A 17187-nucleotide genomic window follows, 5' to 3' on the forward strand; every position below is an offset into this window, starting at 1 on the left:
TCGCCGTCGTGGCCACGACGAAGAAGGCGCGCGCGAAGAAGCCCGCCGCGAAGAGCACGACCAAGCGCACGAACCCCGCGAAGGCGAGCGCGGCATCCGGCAACCCCGCGAAGGTGCGCCGCGCGACCGCGCGCGACTGGATCGCGGGCGCGCGCCTGCGCACCCTGAGCCTCGCGATCGTGCCGGTCGCCCTCGGCACGGCGATCGCGTTCGTCACGCTCGGCTACAACCTGGCGCTCGCGCTGCTGTGCCTCGGCGTCGCGGTCTTCCTGCAGATCGGCGTCAACTACGCCAACGACTACTCCGACGGTGTGCGCGGCACCGACGCCCAGCGCGTCGGGCCCAGCCGGCTGACGGGCTCGGGTGCCGCCCGCCCGCGCACGGTGCTCACGGTGGCCCTCGTCTTCTTCGGGCTCGGGGCCGCGTCCGGGCTGGCGATCGTCGTGCTCACGGGCCTCTGGTGGCTGCTCGCCGTCGGCGCGGTCGCGATCATCGCGGCCTGGTTCTACACCGGTGGTCGCCTGCCCTACGGCTACCTCGGCCTCGGCGAGCTCGTCGCGTTCCTGTTCTTCGGCATCGTCGCGACGGCCGGCACGGCCTACGTGCAGATCGAGCAGGTGCCTTTCGACGCCTGGCTCGCGGGCTCGCTGGCGGGCTTCTTCGCGGCGGCCATCATGCTCGTCAACAACATCCGCGATCGCGAGCAGGATGCCCGGGTCGGCAAGAAGACGCTGGCCGTGCGCATCGGCGACCTGCCGGCCCGCATTCTCTTCGTCGTGCTGCTCGCGGGCGCCTACGGCATGCTGGTGCCCTTCGCCCTGCTCTACGTCTGGGCCCCGATGGTGTTCTTCAGTCTGCTGATCTCGGCGCCCGTCGCCCTCATCGTGCTGCTCGCGAAGACGCCGGGCGAGCTCGTGCTCGCGCTCAAGCTCACCTCGCTCGCCGCGCTCGTGACGGGCCTCGGGCTCGCCGCGGCGATCGCGTTCTAGCCGCGGGGAACCCGCAGCCGAACCTCCGCACCCCCACCGGTGTCGTGCGCGCTCGCCGAGCCGCCGTGCGCCTCGATGATGGCCCGCGTGATGGCGAGGCCGAGGCCCGCTCCGCCCGCGATGCCGACGCGCGGAGCGGAGCGCGCGCTCGTGCCGCGCCACCCCGCCTCGAAGACCCTCTCGAGCTCGGTGGCGTCGAACCCGGGGCCCTGATCGCGCACGCTCACCACGGCCGCGCCCTCGAGCGGGTCGCCCGCCACCGTCACCGTGCCGCCCGCGGGCGAGTGCTCGATCGCGTTGATCAGCACGTTGATGAGCGCGCGGCTGACCTGTCGCGGGTCGACCCTCGCCGTGACACCCGCGGAGGCCGAGAAGGCGAGCGCGACGTCGTGGCTGCGGGCGAGCTCGCCGTGCTGAGCAACGATGTCGCTCGCGAGGTCGGTGAGCGAGACCGTCTCGATAGCGAGGGTGAGCGAGCCGGCGTCGATGCGCGAGAGTTCGAAGAGGTCGCCGACGAGCGACTGCAGACGAGAGACGTGGGCGCCGAGCTGACGGGCGTGGCGGTCGGGCTCGCTCGACAGCCCGTCTTCGAGCATCTCGGCGATCGCCTGGATGCTCGCCACCGGCGCGAGCAGATCGTGCGCGATGCGGGTGACGAGTTCGTGGCGCGCCCGCTCGGCGCGGGCGGCGTCGTCGCGCGCGCGCTGCAGGCGCTCGCTCGAGGTCACGAGCTCGCTCTGCACGTCATCGAGTTCAGCCGTTCTCCGGTCGGCGGGCGCGACGGCCTCACCCGATCCCAGTCGGTGGGCATCGCGGCCGAGGGCCCGGGCATCCCGCGAGAGAGAGCTCGAGAGCAGGATCGCGACGCCGACGGCGACGGTTCCGCTCACGGCCGTGACGGTGAGCGCGACCGCGGTGTCGGACTCGCTGATGTACATGCCGATCGACGTCACGGCGATGCCTCCGGCGACCGCGAGCACGGCTGCGAGCACGATGACGACGACGTGCACGATGAGCGGTGCGCGGCGCGCGAGTCGCATCGTCAGCGCGGCGACGAGCCCCGTGGCCGCCGCCGTTCCGGCGGCCGTGGCGATGATCTGCAGGTATTCGGGCCCGGTCACGAGGCGCCCTCCGGCACGGCGAGGGCCTCCGCGTTGAGCCGGTAGCCGACCCCCCATACCGTCGCGATGATGGCGGGGGCGGCCGCGTCGGCTTCGATCTTCTCGCGCAGCCGGCGCACGTGCACCGTGATAGTCGAGACGTCGCCGATGGTCCAGCCCCAGACGTCGGCGAGCAGCTGCTCGCGTGAGACGGTCCGGCCGGGTCGGCGGGCGAGATAGGCGAGCAGATCATGCTCGCGCGCCGTCAGCGCGAGAGCCCCGCCGTCGAGGGTGATCTCGCGGCGCTCCGCGTCGACATGGAGGCGCCCGAGGGTGACGTCGCCACCCCCGGCCCCAGCGGGGTGAGCCCGCCGCAGCAGCGCCTCAGCCCGCAGCACGAGCTCTCGGGGCGAGAAGGGCTTGGCGAGGTAGTCGTCGGCCCCGGCCTCAAGACCCTCGATGCGATGCTCGGGCTCGCCGAGCGCCGTGAGCACGATGATGGGCACGCTCGAGCTCTCGCGCAGCCGCCGCGCCACGGCGAGGCCGTCGACGCCCGGGATCATGCGGTCGAGCACCACCAGGTCGGGGCGTCGCGTCGCCGCGAGCTCGAGGGCGACGACCGAGTCGGCGGCGGTGTCGACGAGGGCGCCCGCGGCGCTCAAGTAGGTGGCCGCGATCTCGAGCAGCGTCGGATCGTCGTCGACCACGAGAACGCGCCGCCCGTCGAGCGGGCGGTCGGCGGCGAGCGAACGCGCCTCAGCCACCCTGGAGCACGCCCTCGAGCTCGGCGATCGGGTCGTACCAGCCCAGGTCGAGAATGAGGGTCTGCAGCGCCTTGTCGGCGCCGACGATGACGACGATGCCGACCACGATGAAGAGCACACCCATCGTGCGGCGGAACCAGCCGCGCGGGTCGGCCAGCCACCCGAACCGGCGCGCGGCCGAGCGCCCGGCGAGCGCGATGAGCAGCAGGGGGATGGCGAGGCCGATCGCGTAGAGCGTCACGTACAGCAGACCCTCGGCGAACGAGACAGGCAGCACGGTCGCCACGATGAGCGCGTAGGTCGGGCTGCAGCTGCTGAACACCGGGCCGAGGGCGGCGCCGGTGAGGATGTCGCCGCCCACCGACTGGCGCTGCACCGAGGCGTCGAGCGCGCGGTTGCTGCGGTCGCCGAGCCCCAGGCGGGTCGAGGCACGCTCCCACAGGCTTGGGAACAGCAGGTTGACGCCGAGGAGCACCACGATGACGCCCGAGATGATCTGCCAGACCTGAGTCGGGATGCCGAGCAGGGCCGTGGTCGCCTTGAGCAGCAGCGTGAACACGATGACGCTGACGGCGAGGGATGCGGCGATGACGAACGGTCGCCAGCGCGCCCGCCGGCCATCGCCATCCGCCACGATCGAGCCGCCGACGATGACCGGCAGCAACGGCAGCACGCACGGGGCCGCGACGGTCAGCACGCCCGCGAGCAGGCTGACGACGAGGAGTCCCTCCATGAGCCGACCCTACGGGGCCGCGGCGATGAGCGCGTCGAGCGTGGTGTCGTCGTAGAGCACGCCCTTCGTCAGCAGATCGCCGTCGTCGTCGACGTACACGATGGTCGTCTGCAGCGTGACGCCGTACTGCTGCTTCAACTCGGTGGCCGAGTCGAAGTCGACCTTGAAGATCGTCATGCCCGCCGGAATCGCATTCGCTTCGATGTCGGCATCGAGCGCGCGGCACTTCGGGCACCACGAGGCGTGGAAGAAGAGCACCTTGAGCCCCGGCGTCTCGGCGATGGCGCCGTCGTAGTAGTCGAGGTACTCGCCGACCCCCGATGCCGAGACCTCGGCACCCTCATCCGAGGCCGCGGCGTCGGTCGCGCCGACCTCGGGTGCCGGTTCGGCTGCGGGTGCGGTCGCGGCGGGGAGTGTGGCGTCGGTCGCGGCCCCGCTCGAGCATCCCCCGAGCCCCACCACCAGGGCGAGCGCCGCCCCCGCGGCGATCGTCATGCGTCTCGACATCTCACATCCTCCTTCAGCGACCGCACCCGCGACCGTCGATTCGACTGTAGGGCGGGGGCGAGGCGGCCGGGAGGCCGATCACCTTACGAGGTGCTTACGGATGCCGGGAGGAGTCATCGCCCGGCGCGGCGGCCTCCTCAGCCGCCGAGTCCTCCGCGGCCGCATCGTCGTCGACGGGAGGCCGTTCGCGGCGAGCGGCGAGGTCGAGCGCCACGGCATCCCGCAGCGACGAGAAGAAGATGTACGACACCGTCATCGAGATCACCGTCGCGATGATCGCCGCCCACCACCAGTCGATGCCGGCCGCGAGCAGCAGCCCGAGTCCCGCACCGAAGATGCCGAGGCGCAGCAGGGTGTAGCGAATCCATGGGCTCACCCCGCCAGTCTACGAGCGGTCTCTCGGTGCCTGCCCAGAACCTCGGGCGTACACTCGGAGCATGGCCCGTCTCCTGTTCGCACTCGGAGCCGTCGCGGTCGCGTTCTGGGTCTACACGATCGTCGACGTGCTGCTGACCGACCGCTCGCGTGTTCGGGCTTTCCCCAAGCAGGTCTGGGCGTTCGGCGTCGTCCTGCTGCCCGTCGTCGGCGGCCTCCTGTGGCTCATCGTCGGCAAGGCCCGCCGCTCGGCGGGCGGGGCGCGTCGCCCGGTCGCTCCCGACGACGACCCGGCCTTCCTCCGCACGCTGTCGAGCGACGAGATCGCCAAGCGGGCCGAGCAAGACGAACGTCTGCGACAGCTCGAGCAAGAGCTCGCCGACCTCGACGATGACACCCCCGCCGACCCCGAGCGCTGACGCCGCCGGGTCGCCCGCCAGCCGGGCGGCCGTAGCGCTGCTCGAGGGTCTCGTGCGGGCCGGCGTCGCCGACGTCGTTCTGAGCCCGGGCTCGCGCTCGCAGGCTCTCGCGCTCGCCGCCGCCGCCTTCGCCCGCGCGGGGCACCTCGCGCTGCACGTGCGCATCGACGAGCGCATCGCCGGCTTCACCGCGCTCGGCCTCGCCGTCGAGAGCCGCCGCCCCGTGGCCATCATCTGCACCTCGGGCACGGCCGTCGCCAACCTGCACCCCGCCGTGCTCGAAGCGCACCACGCCGGAGTGCCGCTCATCGTGCTCACCGCCGACCGGCCCCTCGAGCTGCGCGGCATCGGCGCCAACCAGACGACCGTGCAGCCCGGCATCTTCGGCGACATGGTGCGTGCCGACTGGGATGTCGCGGCGCCCGTCGGCGCTGCGGACGAGATCGACGACGCCCAGGAGCTCGGCGCGCTCGCCGTGCGTGCGAGCGCGGAGGGCCCCGTGCACCTCAACCTCGCCTACCGCGAGCCGCTCAGCGGGCCCGTGGAGGTGCCGGACGACCTCGTCACGGGTTCGGTCCCCTCCGCGCTCGCCGTCGAGGGGCCGGTCGTGATCGATCTGCGGCCCGACGACGCGACCGTCGTGATCGCCGGCCACGGTGCGGGTGCCCGGGCCGAGCAGCTCGCCGTCGCCCTCGGCGCCCCCCTCGTGGCTGAGGTGTCGAGCGGAGCCCGGTTCGGTCGCCACGCGGTCGTCGCCTACCGCGATGTGCTGCGCGGCCCACACGGCGACGCCGTCGGCCGGGCGATCGTGCTCGGTCACCCCACGCTCAGCCGTGAGGTGCCGCAGCTGCTCGAGCGCGCCGACGTCGACGTCATCGTCGTGCGCACCTCCGGCGTCGAGGACTACAACCCGGGCCGACGCGCCCGCATCGTCGACGACGTGCGCGTGCTCGGAACCCCCGACGCGGGCGTCGTGCGGCGCTGGGTGGGCGGCTGGGTCAGCATGTCGCGCGCCGTGCTCGAGTCGCAGGCACCCGACGACCCGGCTCCCGATCTCTCGCTCGCGGTCTCCGACGATCGGGGAGTGCGGGCCGCCTTCGCCAAGGCCGAGCTCGCGGTGCTGCGGGCGCCGATCGATCGTCGGATGCTCGCGAAAGCTCTGTGGGCATCCACCTGGCCTCACGACCGCCTGGTGCTCGCGGCCTCGCGCCTGATCCGGGTGGCGGACGCCCTGGTGCCCGGCAAGGCGATCAGCGTGCACGCCAATCGCGGGCTGGCCGGCATCGACGGCACCGTGTCGACGGCCACGGGCGTCGCCCTCGCCGCGGCGCGCGAGGCCCGCAGCGGCACGACCCGCGTGCTGATGGGAGATCTCGCCCTGCTGCACGACGCCGGAGCGCTGCTCGTGCCCCTGCCCGACGACCTCCGCCTGCACGTGTTCGTCGGCAACGACGGGGGTGGCACCATCTTCGACGACCTCGAGGTGGCGGCGACCGCGCACCCGGACGACTTCGCGACGGTCATGCGCACGCCGCACCGGGCCGACCTCGCCGCGCTCGCCGCAGCCGGCGGCTGGGCATACCGCCGCGCGACGACGCGAGCCGACCTCGACGACGCGCTCACCGCCCCCGAGCCCCTGCTGCTCGTCGAGGTGCCGCTCGAACCGTAGCCGCACGCACGGCTCACGGGTAGCATCCGGCCATGGATGAACTGCTCCGCGCCCGTGCCGGCTTCCGCCTCGACGCCGTCGACTGCTCGGCCACCCCGGGCATCGCCGCCGACAAGAAGCGCGCGGCGACGCTGCTCGCAGAGGGTGCCGAGCACCTCTCCGAGCTGCAGGAGAAGCTGTTCGCCGCGAGCCGTGCGGGCGACACCCGCCGCGTGCTGCTCGTGCTGCAGGCCATGGATACCGCGGGCAAGGGCGGCATCGTCCGGCACGTCATCGGCGCGGTCGACCCGCAGGGCGTGCAGTTCGCCGCGTTCAAGAAGCCGACGGAGGAGGAGCTCGCCCACCACTTCCTCTGGCGCATCGAGCAGCGTGTGCCCGCGGTCGGCATGATCGGGGTGTTCGACCGCTCGCACTACGAAGACGTGCTCATCGGGCGCGTTCGTGCGCTCGCGCCTGCCGACGAGATCGAGCGACGCTACGGCGAGATCGTCGACTTCGAGCGTCGACTCGTCGACGACGGCGTCTCGGTCATCAAGGTCATGCTGCACATCAGCCGCGACGAGCAGAAGGCCCGGCTGCAGGAGCGGCTCGACCGTGCGGACAAGCACTGGAAGTACAACCCCGGCGACGTCGACGAACGGATGCTCTGGGACGACTACCAGCGCGCCTACCAGCTCGCCATCGAACGCACCGACACCGATCACGCGCCGTGGTTCGTCGTGCCTGCCAACCACAAGTGGTACGCGCGCCTGGCCGTGCAGTCGCTACTGATCAGCGCCCTCGAACGCCTCGACCCGCAGTGGCCGGCCGCCGACTTCGACGTCGAGGTCGAGAAGGGGCGGCTCGCTAGTTCCTAGGGAATGGCGTCGGTGGCGGGGCGGTCGGCTTCACGGCGCTGTGCCCATTGACGCCCTCTAACGGAGGGCGTCCGCGATCGGGCGGAACTTCATGCGCGTCTCGGCGAGCTCAGAATCGGGGTCGCTGTCGGCCACAATGCCCGCGCCCGCGTAGGCCGTCAGCAGCCCGTCGTCGTCGATGCGCGCGCACCGCAGCGCGATCACCCACTCGCCGTCGCCGTCCTGGTCGATCCAGCCCACCGGCCCGGCGTACCGACCGCGGTCGAAGGGCTCGAGCTCGGCGATGAGGGCGAGTGCGGCATCCGTCGGCGAGCCAGCGACCGCGGCCGTCGGGTGCAGCGCCGCGACGATGTCGAGCGCGCTCGACGACTCGCCCAGCTGCATCTCGACATCGGTCGCCAGATGCCACAGGTTCGGCAGCTTCAGCGTGAAGGGCAGCTCGCTCGCCGTGACCGCGCGCACGTGCGGCCGCAGCGCGTCGAGCACGCTGCGCACGGCGAAGGCGTGCTCGTCGAGGTCTTTCGTGCTCGTCGCCAGCTGGGCCGCCGCAGCCGCGTCGTCGGTCGCGCCCGCACCGCGCGCCGTGCTTCCGGCGAGCACGCGCGCGCTCGCCTCGCCGCCGTGCACGCTCACGAGCGTCTCGGGGCTCGCCCCGACGAGCCCGTCGACGGCGAACGTGACGCAGTCGGGGTAGCGGTCGGCGAGCTCGTGCAGCAGCGCCCGCCGGTCGGCGTCGGCCGGGATGCTCGCTGTCGCGTCGCGCGCGATGACGACCTTCTCGACCCGCCCCGCGCGAATCGCCGCGACGGCGCGCCCGACGACCGCCGTGAACTCTTCGCGGCTCAGGGAGGCCGCGGCGAGGGTCGCCCGCGGGCGCTCGCCGATCGGCCGGGGAACGGGAGCCGCGCGCGTCTCGGCGGTCGCACCCGCGGCGGTGATGCGCGTCACCCAGCTCACACCGTCGTGGCGCCCCACGATGATCTCGGGAACGACGAGAACGCTCGGCGCGCTCGAGCCGTCGGCGAACGCGAAGGCACCCATCGCGACGAGGCCGGTGCCGGGGCGGTGCACGATATCGACCACCTCCGCGGCGCTCGCGATCGCACGCCAGGCGACCGCGGCATCCTGCAGCCGGGTGGGCCCGCTGAAGGTGAGCCGCAGGGTCTCTCCGATGCCGACGATTCCATCGCCGCGGCGTAGCGCCGTCAGCGGATGCCGGCCGTCGGCGAAAGCGAGCAGGTCGTCATGGCCGGGCGCGAGCTCGGTCACCGCGCGCAGGGCCAGCCCGGGCGCGGCTGAGGGAGTCACGCGTTCAGGCTACTCCGCACCCGACGCTCCCCCAGGCGGCTCACTGCGAACCCCGGGTTGGCGCTCACTAGACTCGTGGCGTGACGAAGGCCGATCTGTCGAAGACACCGCGCGACGTCGCGGCGATGTTCGATGGCGTCGCCCGCGGCTACGACCGCACGAACGCCGTGCTCTCCGTGGGCAACGCCGCGCTGTGGCGCATCGCGACGGTGAACGCCGTGGCCCCGCAGCCGGGCGAGCGCATCCTCGACATCGCGGCCGGAACGGGCACGAGCTCGATCGCGCTCGCCAAGACCGGCGCCGAGGTCATCGCGCTCGACTTCTCGCAGGGCATGGTCGAGGAGGGCCGCCGCCGCCACCCCGACCTGCAGTTCGTGCAGGGCGACGCCGAGAAGCTGCCGTTCGGCGACGCCGAGTTCGACGCCGTCACCATCAGTTTCGGGCTGCGCAACGTGCAGCACCCCGAGGTCGCGATCGCCGAGATGCTGCGTGTGCTCAAGCCCGGTGGCCGGGTCGTCATCTGCGAATTCTCGAGACCCCCGCTCGGCCTGCTGCGCGCCGGCTACCACGCCTACCTGCGCTACGTCATGCCGCTCATCGCGGGGGCCGCGAGCTCGAACCCGGAGGCGTACCGCTACCTGTTCGACTCGATCCGCGACTGGCCCGAGCAGTCGGTGCTCAGCCAGTGGCTCCGCGCGGCCGGGTTCACTCGCGTGGGCTACCGCAATCTCTCGTGGGGGGTGGTCGCCCTGCATCGCGGGCGCAAGCCCGCCGGCGCATCCGCGCACTGAGCCGCCCCGACCGCCTCGACAGATCGGCAGACCGTTGACCCGCCTTCCTCCGCTCGCTCGCCGCAGCAAGACGCTCTCCGCGTCGCTCGGCCTCGGCGAGAAGCTGTTCGCGTCGAGCGAGGAGCGCCGCTTCGCCGAGGCCATCGAGACCGGCCTCGTCGAGGTCGAAGAGGGTCTGCTGCGCGAGGTCGCGTTCGCCGACGACATGGCCGATGTGACGTCGCGCTATCTGCTCGAGGCCGGCGGCAAGCGCATCCGCCCCGTGCTGACGCTGCTCACCGCCCAGCTGGGCGAGGGCAACAACGCCGCGGTCATCACAGCCGCTCAGGCGGTCGAGATCACGCACCTCGCCTCGCTGTACCACGACGACGTGATGGACGAGGCCGAGATGCGGCGGGGCGTTCCGTCGGCCCAGAACGTGTGGGGCAACTCGGTCGCGATCCTCACAGGCGACCTGCTGTTCGCGCGCGCGAGCAAGCTCGTCGCGAGCCTCGGTGAGGGCGCCATCAAGTTGCAGGCCGACACCTTCGAGCGGCTCTGCCTCGGCCAGCTGCACGAGACGATCGGCCCGCGCGGCGACGACGACTCCATCGAGCACTACCTGCAGGTGCTCGCCGACAAGACCGGTTCGCTCATCGCCGCGGCCGCGCAGATGGGCGTCATCTTCTCGAACGCTCCTGAGCAGTACGCGGCCCCCGTGGTCGCGTTCGGCGAGAAGATCGGCGTCGCCTTTCAGCTCATCGACGACGTCATCGATCTCGCCGAGCCGGAGGCCGAGACCGGCAAGGCGCAGGGCACCGACCTGCGCAGCGGCGTCGCGACCCTGCCCCTCCTCTTCCTGCGGCGCGCCGCGGTCTCCGACCCCGAGTCCGCCGCGCTGCTCTCGCGCATCGTGCGCACCGTCGGGGCCGACGAGACGCCGGCCGCCGACGACGAGCTCGCGGCCGCCATCGCCGAGCTCCGCGCTCACGACGTGACGGCCGAGACCCTCGAGGAGGCCCGACGGTGGGCCGACGAGGCGGTCGCCGCTCTCGATCCGCTGCCCGAGGGCCCCGTCAAGCTCGCGCTCACCAAGTTCGCCGAGGCCGTCGTCGAGCGCAGCACCTAGCGCGCCACTACTCCGCACGGCTCCACCACCCTGCACAGAAAGAACCGCACGCGCATGACCAAGCTCAGGCTCGCCATCGTCGGAGCAGGCCCGGCCGGCATCTACGCCGCCGACATCCTGCTCAAGCACGAACGGTCGTTCGACGTCTCGATCGACCTCTTCGAGCAGCTGCCCGCTCCCTACGGCCTCGTGCGCTACGGTGTCGCGCCCGATCACCCGCGCATCAAGGGCATCATCAACGCTCTGCGCGAGGTGCTCGATTCGGGCGACATCCGCATCTTCGGCAACGTGCACTACGGCACCGACATCACCCTCGACGACCTGCGTCGGCACTACCACGCGGTCATCTTCTCGACGGGGGCGATTCGGGATGCCGCTCTCGACATCCCCGGAATCGACGCGCTCGGCAGCTACGGCGCAGCCGACTTCGTCAGCTGGTACGACGGGCACCCCGACGTTCCCCGCGAGTGGCCGCTCGAGGCCGCGTCGGTCGCGGTGATCGGCAACGGCAACGTGGCGCTCGACGTCGCGCGCGTGCTCGCCAAGCACCCCGAAGACCTGCTGCCGACCGAGATCCCCGACAACGTCTACGAGGGCCTGCTCGCCTCGCCCGTCACCGACGTGCACGTCTTCGGGCGCCGCGGTCCGATGCAGGTGAAGTTCACGCCGCTCGAGCTCCGCGAGCTCGGTGAACTGCGCGACGTCGACATGATCGTGCACGAGGAGGACTTCGACTACGACGAGGCCTCCCGCCGCGCGATCGAGACGAACAAGCAGATCACCGTCATCGACCGCATCTTCACGCAGTGGCGTGCGCGCGAGACGGGCTCGGCCTCGCGCCGCCTGCACCTGCACTTCTACGCCAAGCCGCTCGAGGTGCTCACCGACGCCGAGGGGCGCGTCGCGGGCTTCCGCTACGAGCGCACGCGGCCCGATGGGCACGGCGGAGTCGAGGGCACGGGCGAGATCCGCGAGGTCGCCGTGCAGTCGGTCTACCGCGCGGTCGGCTATTTCGGATCGCCGCTCGACGGCATCCCGTTCGACGAGCGCCACGGCGTGATCCCCAACCATGAGGGCCAGGTGCTCGGCGACGACAACCAGAAGGTTCCGGGCGTGTACGCCACCGGGTGGATCAAGCGCGGGCCGGTCGGCCTCATCGGCCACACGAAGAGCGACGCGATGGAGACCATCCAGCACCTCGTCACCGACCAGGCCTCGTGGTGGAACCCCGCCGACCCCGACGAGCAGTCGGTCGTCGACCTGCTCGACGGGCGCGGCGTGCTCTACACGAACCTCGACGGCTGGCACCGTCTCGACGCGCACGAGCAGGCGCTCGGAGCGCCGCAGGGCCGCGAGCGCGTCAAGGTCGTGCCGCGCGACGAGATGATCCGTATCTCGCGCGACTGAGTCTCAATCGAGGCCGTCGAGCCAACGCGAGCGTGGCCGGCGCCATTGTTCGCCCTCGGGCAGCGCATCCGGTTTGCATCGCGTTGCCTGCCGCAGGGCGGTCTCAGGGTCGACACTCCAGCGGGTTCCCGAGCGGTAGGCCTCGTCCGACCAGTGAATCGTTGCCAACCCTGCGTACCGCAGCCGGTGGCCTCGTGCCGGCCGGCAAACGTGCGGCGGCTCGGGGGCGACTGCATCGGCATCGATGACATCGAGAAACCGTAGCGCGCTCACGCACGCGAGCGGCCCGCCGTGGGCCCACGCGCCTCTCACGGCCGCCGGGAGGTTACGCGAGCCGTACCAGCCGCGGCACAGTCGGTGAAGTGTGCCGTACTGCACTCCCAGCCGCACCTCATCAGCACTCCATCCGGCATCGAGAAGCTCGCTCCGCGCGATCACTCCGCCGTGCTGGGAGATGTACTCGTCGAACGAGTGAAATCCGCGCATGGTGCGGAGTGTGGCGTTCTGTCGCGGACCGTGACCGTGGTGACGGCGTGACGGTGAACCCCGGTGTTCCCGTCGTGCGCGGTGGAGGACGCGCCGTGCACCGCCAACCATCGCTCGACTTCCACAACTTCGGAGTGGGAGCGAACGAGCCGTGTCGCTGACTTCCACTCCGAAGTTGTGGAAGGAACGCGGGGTGGGGCTAGTGGGGGTCGACGGCGGTGTCGGCTGTCACGGCCCAGCCGAGCGCGATGAGCTCGCGCAGGGCATCGAGGTCGATCGCCGAGAGCCGGGTGACGTAGACGCAATCGACTCCTGTCGTGTGCGAGCCCAGGCGCTCGAGCACGGCGGCGGCTCCGGGGTGCGTCTGGAGCCCGTAGAACGACAGCTTGGCCTTGCGGGGTGAGAACGCGGCGCGCGGCCAGATGCCCTTGTGCCCGCTCGCGTAGTGGTAGGCGTAGGTGCCGAAGCCGATCATCGACGGCCCCCACATGACGGGCTCGGCCCCGGTCACGGCGCGGAAGATCGCGACGAGCTCGGCGCCCTCGGCGCTGCGCCGGGCATCCAACGTCGCCAGGTACTCGTCAACGGGCACCTCGGTGGGCAGCGTCTTCTGCGTCATGCCAGCACGCTACTCGCCCCGCACGCCGCGAGCGAGAGGGCGGCGCTACTGCACTGTTGCGGTGACGCGCGCCAGATCGTCGAAGATGCGCATGTGCGCCGGGCGCCCCAACCACTGCTCGAGGGTGAGTTCGCGGGAGTTGTCGCGGTACGACTGCTCGATGGCGCGCAGTTCGCGAATGAATGACGCACCGCGCACCATCACCGAGACCTCGAGATTCAGGCTGAACGAGCGCATGTCCATGTTGCTCGACCCGATGATGGCCACCTGATCGTCGATCGTGAAGTGCTTCGCGTGCAGCACCGTGGGCGAACGGTACAGCCAGATGCGCACCCCCGCGCGCAGCAGCTCTTCGTAGTACGACCGCTGCGCGTGGAAGACGAGCGTCTGATCGCCCACCTCCGAGACGAAGAGCTGAACGTCGAGCCCGCTCTGCGCGGCCGTGGTGATGGCGTAGAGCATCGACTCGTCGGGCACGAAGTAGGGCGAGCAGATCTGGATCTGCTCCTGAGCGGCGTAGACGAGCGAGTTGAAGAGCCGCAGGTTGTTCTCGCCCTCGAACGCGGGGCCGCTCGGCACGACCTGGGCGTCGAGGCCCTGGCCGGGGTCGATCTCGGGAGGGATGACCGTCTCGCGCAGCAGCAGCTCGTGGGTCTCGCTGTACCAGTCGGTCGCGAAGAGCGCTTCGATTCCGGCCACGATCGGCCCCTCGAAGCGCACCATGACCTCCTTCCACGCGAGCCGCGATCCGTCTCGCCGCTTCCTTCGCCTGTAGCCGCGCTCGATGAGGTTCTGCGAGCCCGTGAACCCGACGGCGCCGTCGACGATCAGGAACTTGCGGTGGTTGCGCAGATCGGGGCGCTGCCACTGCCCGCGGAAGGGGCGCACGGGGAGCATCGGGTGGTGCTCGGCGCCGATCGCATCGAGGCGCGCGCGCATGCGGCGGTAGCCCGAGACTCGCAGCGAGGCGACGTGGTCGTAGAGCACGCGCACACCCACCCCGCGGGCGACCGCGTCGCCGAGCGCGAGGAAGAACGGCTCGGTCTCGTCGTCGACCGACATGATGTAGAACTCGACGTGCACCGAGCGCCGCGCCGCTCGCACGGCCTCGGTCATCGCCGCGATCGATGCCGAGTAGTCGGTGAAGAGCCGTGCCGTGTTGCCGCCGACCAGAGGCATCGCGCCGAGGTTGCGGTTGAGCTCGACGATGGGTTCGAGCCACGGCGGCCAGGGCGACTCCTTGCTCACGCGGTCCATGCCCTCGGTCGTCTCGAGGATGTAGCGGTTGATCTCCTCCTGCTGCTCGCGCCGCCGTTTCGGCAGCCGTCGCGACCCCAGCATGAGGAAGAGCAGGAAGCCGATGAGCGGCAGGATGTAGATGAGCAGCAGCCACGCGAGCGCGCTCTGCGGTCGGCGGTTGCGCGGCACGACGACGAGCGACACCAGCGCGATGGTCACGATCAGCACGAGAACGAGCACCGAGGCGATCAGCACGACCCAGGCCCCGGCGCCGCTGATCGTGATGTCGTCGGTCATGACATGCTCAGCGGAAGTTGACGAACTGCAGCGCCACGTCGAGATCCTTGCCCTTCAGCAGCGCCATCGTCGCCTGCAGGTCGTCGCGGCTCTTCGACTGCACGCGCAGTTCGTCGCCCTGGATCTGGCTCTTGACGCTCTTCGGCCCCTCGTCGCGGATGATCTTCGCGATCTTCTTCGCGTCATCGCTCGAGATGCCGTTCTTGAGCCCCACCTCGATGCGGAACTCCTTGCCGCTCGCATACGGTTCGCCCGCGTCGAGGCTGCGGATGCCGATGCCGCGCTTGATCATCTTCGACTCGAGCACCTCGAGCACGGCCTTGACGCGCTCCTCCGCGCTCGCCTTGAGCAGCAGCTTCTCACCGCTCCACTCGATCGACGCCCCGACGCCCTTGAAGTCGTAGCGCTGCGCGACCTCTTTCTGCGCCTGGTTGACAGCGTTCTCCGCCTCCATCTTGTCGACCTTGCTCACGATGTCGAATGAAGAATCAGCCATGGCCCCATGCTAGCGAGGCCGGTACAGCAGGCGCAGAGCCGAGGCTGATGAGATGTCGGCATGCGCATCCGCTCGCTCGCCCTGCTCGGCCTGGGGCTCGCCCTCGCCGGCATCGCGGTGGGTCTGGTCATCGTCACGGTGTTCACCCCGCGCGGCACCCTTCTGGTCGAGGATGCGGGATCGACCGACGAGGCCCCGCTGGCCCCGCGCTGGGTCGCGCCTGCCGCGCTGCCCCCGTCGGCCGACTTGCCGAGCCGTCCGGGGGTGTCGGGCCTGGTGGATGCGGCCTGGGTCGCCGCCGTGGCGCGGGAGTCGGGAATCCCCGAGCGGGCGCTCGCCGCCTACGCGGGCGCGGCGATCGCGAAGCACGCGGAGCGCCCCGATTGCCTGCTCGGCTGGAACACGCTCGCCGGCATCGGCTGGGTCGAGTCGCGGCACGGCAGCTACGGCGGAGCATCCATCGCCGACGACGGCACCGTGAGCCCGCCGATCATCGGCATCGCCCTCGACGGCGCGACGACAGCCCTCATCACCGACACTGACGGCGGAGCGTTCGACGGCGACGCCGAGTTCGATCGCGCACTGGGGCCCCTGCAGTTCATTCCCGGCAGCTGGGCGAACTGGTACGTCGATGCGAGCGGCGACGGCGTCGCCGACCCGCACAACATCGACGATGCGGCGCTCGCCGCCGCCAACTACCTGTGCCGCGCGGTGCCGACTCTCGGCGACGAGGAGTCGTGGCGGGCCGGGATCGCGGCGTACAACCGCGACGGCGCCTACCTCGATGCCGTGGCAACGGCGTCGCTGCGCTACGTCGAGTCGGCCCCCGCACCCGACTGACGGCCGTGGTCGCATCGGCCCTGCGGCTCTTGTATTCTTGACGAGCGCCTCCGGTCGGTGATCACACGGGTCGGGCGCGCTCATGGCGAGTTACCCAAGCGGCCAAAGGGATCTGACTGTAAATCAGACTGCTCAGCATTCGGGGGTTCGAATCCCTCACTCGCCACCATGACCTCCTCATCCGCCGCTGGCCCCGACCTCCTCGCCGTCGCGCGGTCGGTCGCCCTCGAGGCGGCCAGCCTCGTCGTCGAGGCCCGTCGCGGTGCCGTCGAGGTCGCGGCGGCGAAGTCGTCGTCGGTCGATGTCGTCACGCAGGTCGATCGCGACGCCGAGTCGCTCATCCGCGGGCGGCTCGCCGAGCTGCGGCCGCATGACGGCTTCTTCGGCGAGGAGTCGGGCGGCGGAGGCGGCACGAGCGGCCTCACCTGGGTCGTCGACCCGATCGACGGCACGGTCAACTTCCTGTACGGCATCCCGCACTACGCCGTGAGCATCGCCGTGGTCGAGGGGGAGGCCGACCCTCAGGCGTGGCGCGCCCTCGCCGGCGTCGTCGTCAACCCGGCGACAGGCGAACTCTACAGCGCGATAGCGGGCGGCGGAGCGCACCTCGGTGATCGCGCCATCCGGGTCGCCGACGCCGTCGCTCTCGACCAGGCGCTCGTGGCGACGGGCTTCGCCTACCTGGCCGCGACACGTGCCGAGCAGGGGGCCGCGGTCGCGCGCCTGCTGCCTCTCGTCCGTGACATCCGGCGTATGGGAACGGCGTCGCTCGACCTGTGCGCGGTGGCGGCGGGGCGCGTCAACGCCTACTTCGAGCGCACGCTCAACCCGTGGGATCACGCCGCGGGGGCTCTCATCGCCGAGGAGGCCGGTGCGACGGTGACGGGGCTTCCGGGCGCGCGTGCCGACCATCGGTTCCTGCTCGCGGCGCATCCCGATCTGGTGCGGATGCTCGCGCCGGTGCTCGCCGAGATCGGTGCTCTTCCGCCCACTGTGGAGGGCTCGGCGCGCTGACCCGCCCCCTCGGTGCCAGCCGCGAATCCTCTTCACCGACTTTCGCTCGCCGCCCGACCGGGTTACTCTTTACCAATCCGTGATAATCCGCCGGGTTCGGTGGTGCGCACGGATACCCGATTCCGACCTGCTGAGCAGGTCGATTTCGAGCGGACCGGCCGGGTTCGCG

At 71.2% G+C, this 17187-nt stretch carries 19 protein-coding genes and 1 tRNA gene; 10 read left to right on the forward strand and 10 right to left on the reverse strand.

The window, feature by feature from the left end; translation table 11 throughout:
• Positions 1-8 precede the first annotated feature (8 nt).
• The gene (locus ACTIE9_RS02195; RefSeq protein ID WP_439563943.1) at positions 9-989 is read left to right on the forward strand and encodes a 1,4-dihydroxy-2-naphthoate polyprenyltransferase; all 981 of its coding nucleotides are present in this window, start codon (positions 9-11) and stop codon (positions 987-989) included.
• Here ACTIE9_RS02195 and ACTIE9_RS02200 read toward each other — a convergent pair.
• From ACTIE9_RS02200 to ACTIE9_RS02220, 5 genes are all read right to left on the reverse strand, one after another.
• A complete protein-coding gene (locus tag ACTIE9_RS02200; RefSeq protein WP_439563944.1) occupies positions 986-2110 on the reverse strand; it encodes a sensor histidine kinase in 1125 nt (374 codons plus the stop codon). The two genes, ACTIE9_RS02195 and ACTIE9_RS02200, sit on opposite strands and share 4 nt — an antisense overlap.
• Positions 2107-2853, reverse strand: coding sequence for a response regulator transcription factor (locus tag ACTIE9_RS02205; RefSeq protein ID WP_439563945.1), 747 nt, complete (start codon positions 2851-2853; stop codon positions 2107-2109). Before ACTIE9_RS02205 ends, ACTIE9_RS02200 begins: the two co-directional genes overlap by 4 nt.
• Positions 2846-3586 (reverse strand): cytochrome c biogenesis CcdA family protein, encoded by a 741-nt coding sequence (locus ACTIE9_RS02210; protein ID WP_439563946.1) that lies wholly within the window; start codon positions 3584-3586, stop codon positions 2846-2848. The genes ACTIE9_RS02205 and ACTIE9_RS02210 overlap by 8 nt, the downstream gene beginning before the upstream one ends.
• 9 nt (positions 3587-3595) lie before the next feature.
• The gene (locus tag ACTIE9_RS02215) at positions 3596-4093 is read right to left on the reverse strand and encodes a thioredoxin family protein (RefSeq protein WP_439563947.1); all 498 of its coding nucleotides are present in this window, start codon (positions 4091-4093) and stop codon (positions 3596-3598) included.
• Between the two features lie 94 nt (positions 4094-4187).
• A complete protein-coding gene (locus ACTIE9_RS02220) occupies positions 4188-4469 on the reverse strand; it encodes a DUF4229 domain-containing protein (protein WP_439563948.1) in 282 nt (93 codons plus the stop codon).
• 61 nt (positions 4470-4530) lie between these two features.
• On the opposite strand from ACTIE9_RS02220, the gene ACTIE9_RS02225 reads away from it, so the two are divergent.
• The 3 genes from ACTIE9_RS02225 to ACTIE9_RS02235 are packed head-to-tail and all read left to right on the forward strand — an operon-like array spanning position 4531 to position 7413.
• Positions 4531-4887: a PLD nuclease N-terminal domain-containing protein gene (locus ACTIE9_RS02225; protein WP_439563949.1), complete on the forward strand. Its 357-nt coding sequence runs from the start codon at positions 4531-4533 to the stop codon at positions 4885-4887.
• The gene (menD, locus tag ACTIE9_RS02230) at positions 4859-6556 is read left to right on the forward strand and encodes a 2-succinyl-5-enolpyruvyl-6-hydroxy-3-cyclohexene-1-carboxylic-acid synthase (protein ID WP_439563950.1); all 1698 of its coding nucleotides are present in this window, start codon (positions 4859-4861) and stop codon (positions 6554-6556) included. Before ACTIE9_RS02225 ends, menD begins: the two co-directional genes overlap by 29 nt.
• A 32-nt stretch (positions 6557-6588) precedes the next feature.
• Positions 6589-7413 carry a PPK2 family polyphosphate kinase gene (locus ACTIE9_RS02235; protein ID WP_439563951.1) on the forward strand — a complete coding sequence of 275 codons (825 nt, stop codon included), beginning with the start codon at positions 6589-6591 and terminating at the stop codon, positions 7411-7413.
• 57 nt (positions 7414-7470) lie between these two features.
• Here ACTIE9_RS02235 and ACTIE9_RS02240 read toward each other — a convergent pair whose 3' ends face one another.
• Positions 7471-8721 carry an isochorismate synthase gene (locus ACTIE9_RS02240; RefSeq protein WP_439563952.1) on the reverse strand — a complete coding sequence of 417 codons (1251 nt, stop codon included), beginning with the start codon at positions 8719-8721 and terminating at the stop codon, positions 7471-7473.
• A gap of 80 nt (positions 8722-8801) precedes the next feature.
• Here ACTIE9_RS02240 and ACTIE9_RS02245 point away from each other — a divergent pair, with 80 nt between their 5' ends.
• From ACTIE9_RS02245 to ACTIE9_RS02255, 3 genes are read left to right on the forward strand one after another with little or no spacing between them, the layout of a single operon-like run.
• Entirely contained in the window at positions 8802-9512 is a 711-nt protein-coding gene (locus ACTIE9_RS02245) for a class I SAM-dependent methyltransferase (protein ID WP_439563953.1), read from the forward strand.
• A 34-nt stretch (positions 9513-9546) separates the two neighbouring features.
• Entirely contained in the window at positions 9547-10620 is a 1074-nt protein-coding gene (locus ACTIE9_RS02250) for a polyprenyl synthetase family protein (RefSeq protein WP_439563954.1), read from the forward strand.
• A gap of 54 nt (positions 10621-10674) precedes the next feature.
• On the forward strand, positions 10675-12027 hold the full coding sequence (locus tag ACTIE9_RS02255) for an FAD-dependent oxidoreductase (RefSeq protein WP_439563955.1): 1353 nt from the start codon (positions 10675-10677) through the stop codon (positions 12025-12027).
• Positions 12028-12030: 3 nt separating this feature from the next.
• On the opposite strand, the gene ACTIE9_RS02260 is transcribed toward ACTIE9_RS02255, so the two are convergent.
• The 4 genes from ACTIE9_RS02260 to ACTIE9_RS02275 all read right to left on the reverse strand — a co-directional run bounded on the left by ACTIE9_RS02260 (position 12031) and on the right by ACTIE9_RS02275 (position 15164).
• Positions 12031-12513: a hypothetical protein gene (locus ACTIE9_RS02260; RefSeq protein ID WP_439563956.1), complete on the reverse strand. Its 483-nt coding sequence runs from the start codon at positions 12511-12513 to the stop codon at positions 12031-12033.
• A gap of 199 nt (positions 12514-12712) precedes the next feature.
• On the reverse strand, positions 12713-13132 hold the full coding sequence (locus tag ACTIE9_RS02265) for a DUF1801 domain-containing protein (protein ID WP_439563957.1): 420 nt from the start codon (positions 13130-13132) through the stop codon (positions 12713-12715).
• A 45-nt stretch (positions 13133-13177) separates the two neighbouring features.
• Positions 13178-14668 (reverse strand): cardiolipin synthase, encoded by a 1491-nt coding sequence (cls, locus tag ACTIE9_RS02270; protein WP_439563958.1) that lies wholly within the window; start codon positions 14666-14668, stop codon positions 13178-13180.
• Positions 14669-14675: 7 nt separating this feature from the next.
• On the reverse strand, positions 14676-15164 hold the full coding sequence (locus tag ACTIE9_RS02275; protein WP_439563959.1) for a YajQ family cyclic di-GMP-binding protein: 489 nt from the start codon (positions 15162-15164) through the stop codon (positions 14676-14678).
• 60 nt (positions 15165-15224) lie between these two features.
• Between ACTIE9_RS02275 and ACTIE9_RS02280 the strand changes: the two genes are divergently transcribed.
• The 3 genes from ACTIE9_RS02280 to ACTIE9_RS02290 all read left to right on the forward strand — a co-directional run bounded on the left by ACTIE9_RS02280 (position 15225) and on the right by ACTIE9_RS02290 (position 17018).
• Positions 15225-16004 (forward strand): lytic transglycosylase domain-containing protein, encoded by a 780-nt coding sequence (locus ACTIE9_RS02280; RefSeq protein WP_439563960.1) that lies wholly within the window; start codon positions 15225-15227, stop codon positions 16002-16004.
• 84 nt (positions 16005-16088) lie between these two features.
• Positions 16089-16173 (forward strand) — tRNA-Tyr (locus tag ACTIE9_RS02285).
• Positions 16173-17018: an inositol monophosphatase family protein gene (locus tag ACTIE9_RS02290; protein WP_439563961.1), complete on the forward strand. Its 846-nt coding sequence runs from the start codon at positions 16173-16175 to the stop codon at positions 17016-17018. The genes ACTIE9_RS02285 and ACTIE9_RS02290 overlap by 1 nt, the downstream gene beginning before the upstream one ends.
• Positions 17019-17187: the final 169 nt, after the last annotated feature.

It is taken from the genome of Microcella sp., from assembly GCF_051860105.1.
GTDB lineage: Bacteria > Actinomycetota > Actinomycetes > Actinomycetales > Microbacteriaceae > Microcella.

What these genes read in the sequence shown, in the direction of transcription:
- ACTIE9_RS02280 (WP_439563960.1), top strand. Translation starts at nt 15,225, where the DNA reads ATGCGCATCCGCTCGCTCGCCCTGCTCGGCCTGGGGCTCGCCCTCGCC.
- ACTIE9_RS02290 (WP_439563961.1), top strand. Translation starts at nt 16,173, where the DNA reads ATGACCTCCTCATCCGCCGCTGGCCCCGACCTCCTCGCCGTCGCGCGG.
- ACTIE9_RS02260 (WP_439563956.1), bottom strand. Translation starts at nt 12,513, where the DNA reads ATGCGCGGATTTCACTCGTTCGACGAGTACATCTCCCAGCACGGCGGA.
- ACTIE9_RS02235 (WP_439563951.1), top strand. Translation starts at nt 6,589, where the DNA reads ATGGATGAACTGCTCCGCGCCCGTGCCGGCTTCCGCCTCGACGCCGTC.
- ACTIE9_RS02265 (WP_439563957.1), bottom strand. Translation starts at nt 13,132, where the DNA reads ATGACGCAGAAGACGCTGCCCACCGAGGTGCCCGTTGACGAGTACCTG.
- ACTIE9_RS02275 (WP_439563959.1), bottom strand. Translation starts at nt 15,164, where the DNA reads ATGGCTGATTCTTCATTCGACATCGTGAGCAAGGTCGACAAGATGGAG.
- cls (WP_439563958.1), bottom strand. Translation starts at nt 14,668, where the DNA reads ATGACCGACGACATCACGATCAGCGGCGCCGGGGCCTGGGTCGTGCTG.
- ACTIE9_RS02255 (WP_439563955.1), top strand. Translation starts at nt 10,675, where the DNA reads ATGACCAAGCTCAGGCTCGCCATCGTCGGAGCAGGCCCGGCCGGCATC.
- ACTIE9_RS02225 (WP_439563949.1), top strand. Translation starts at nt 4,531, where the DNA reads ATGGCCCGTCTCCTGTTCGCACTCGGAGCCGTCGCGGTCGCGTTCTGG.
- ACTIE9_RS02215 (WP_439563947.1), bottom strand. Translation starts at nt 4,093, where the DNA reads ATGTCGAGACGCATGACGATCGCCGCGGGGGCGGCGCTCGCCCTGGTG.
- menD (WP_439563950.1), top strand. Translation starts at nt 4,859, where the DNA reads ATGACACCCCCGCCGACCCCGAGCGCTGACGCCGCCGGGTCGCCCGCC.
- ACTIE9_RS02210 (WP_439563946.1), bottom strand. Translation starts at nt 3,586, where the DNA reads ATGGAGGGACTCCTCGTCGTCAGCCTGCTCGCGGGCGTGCTGACCGTC.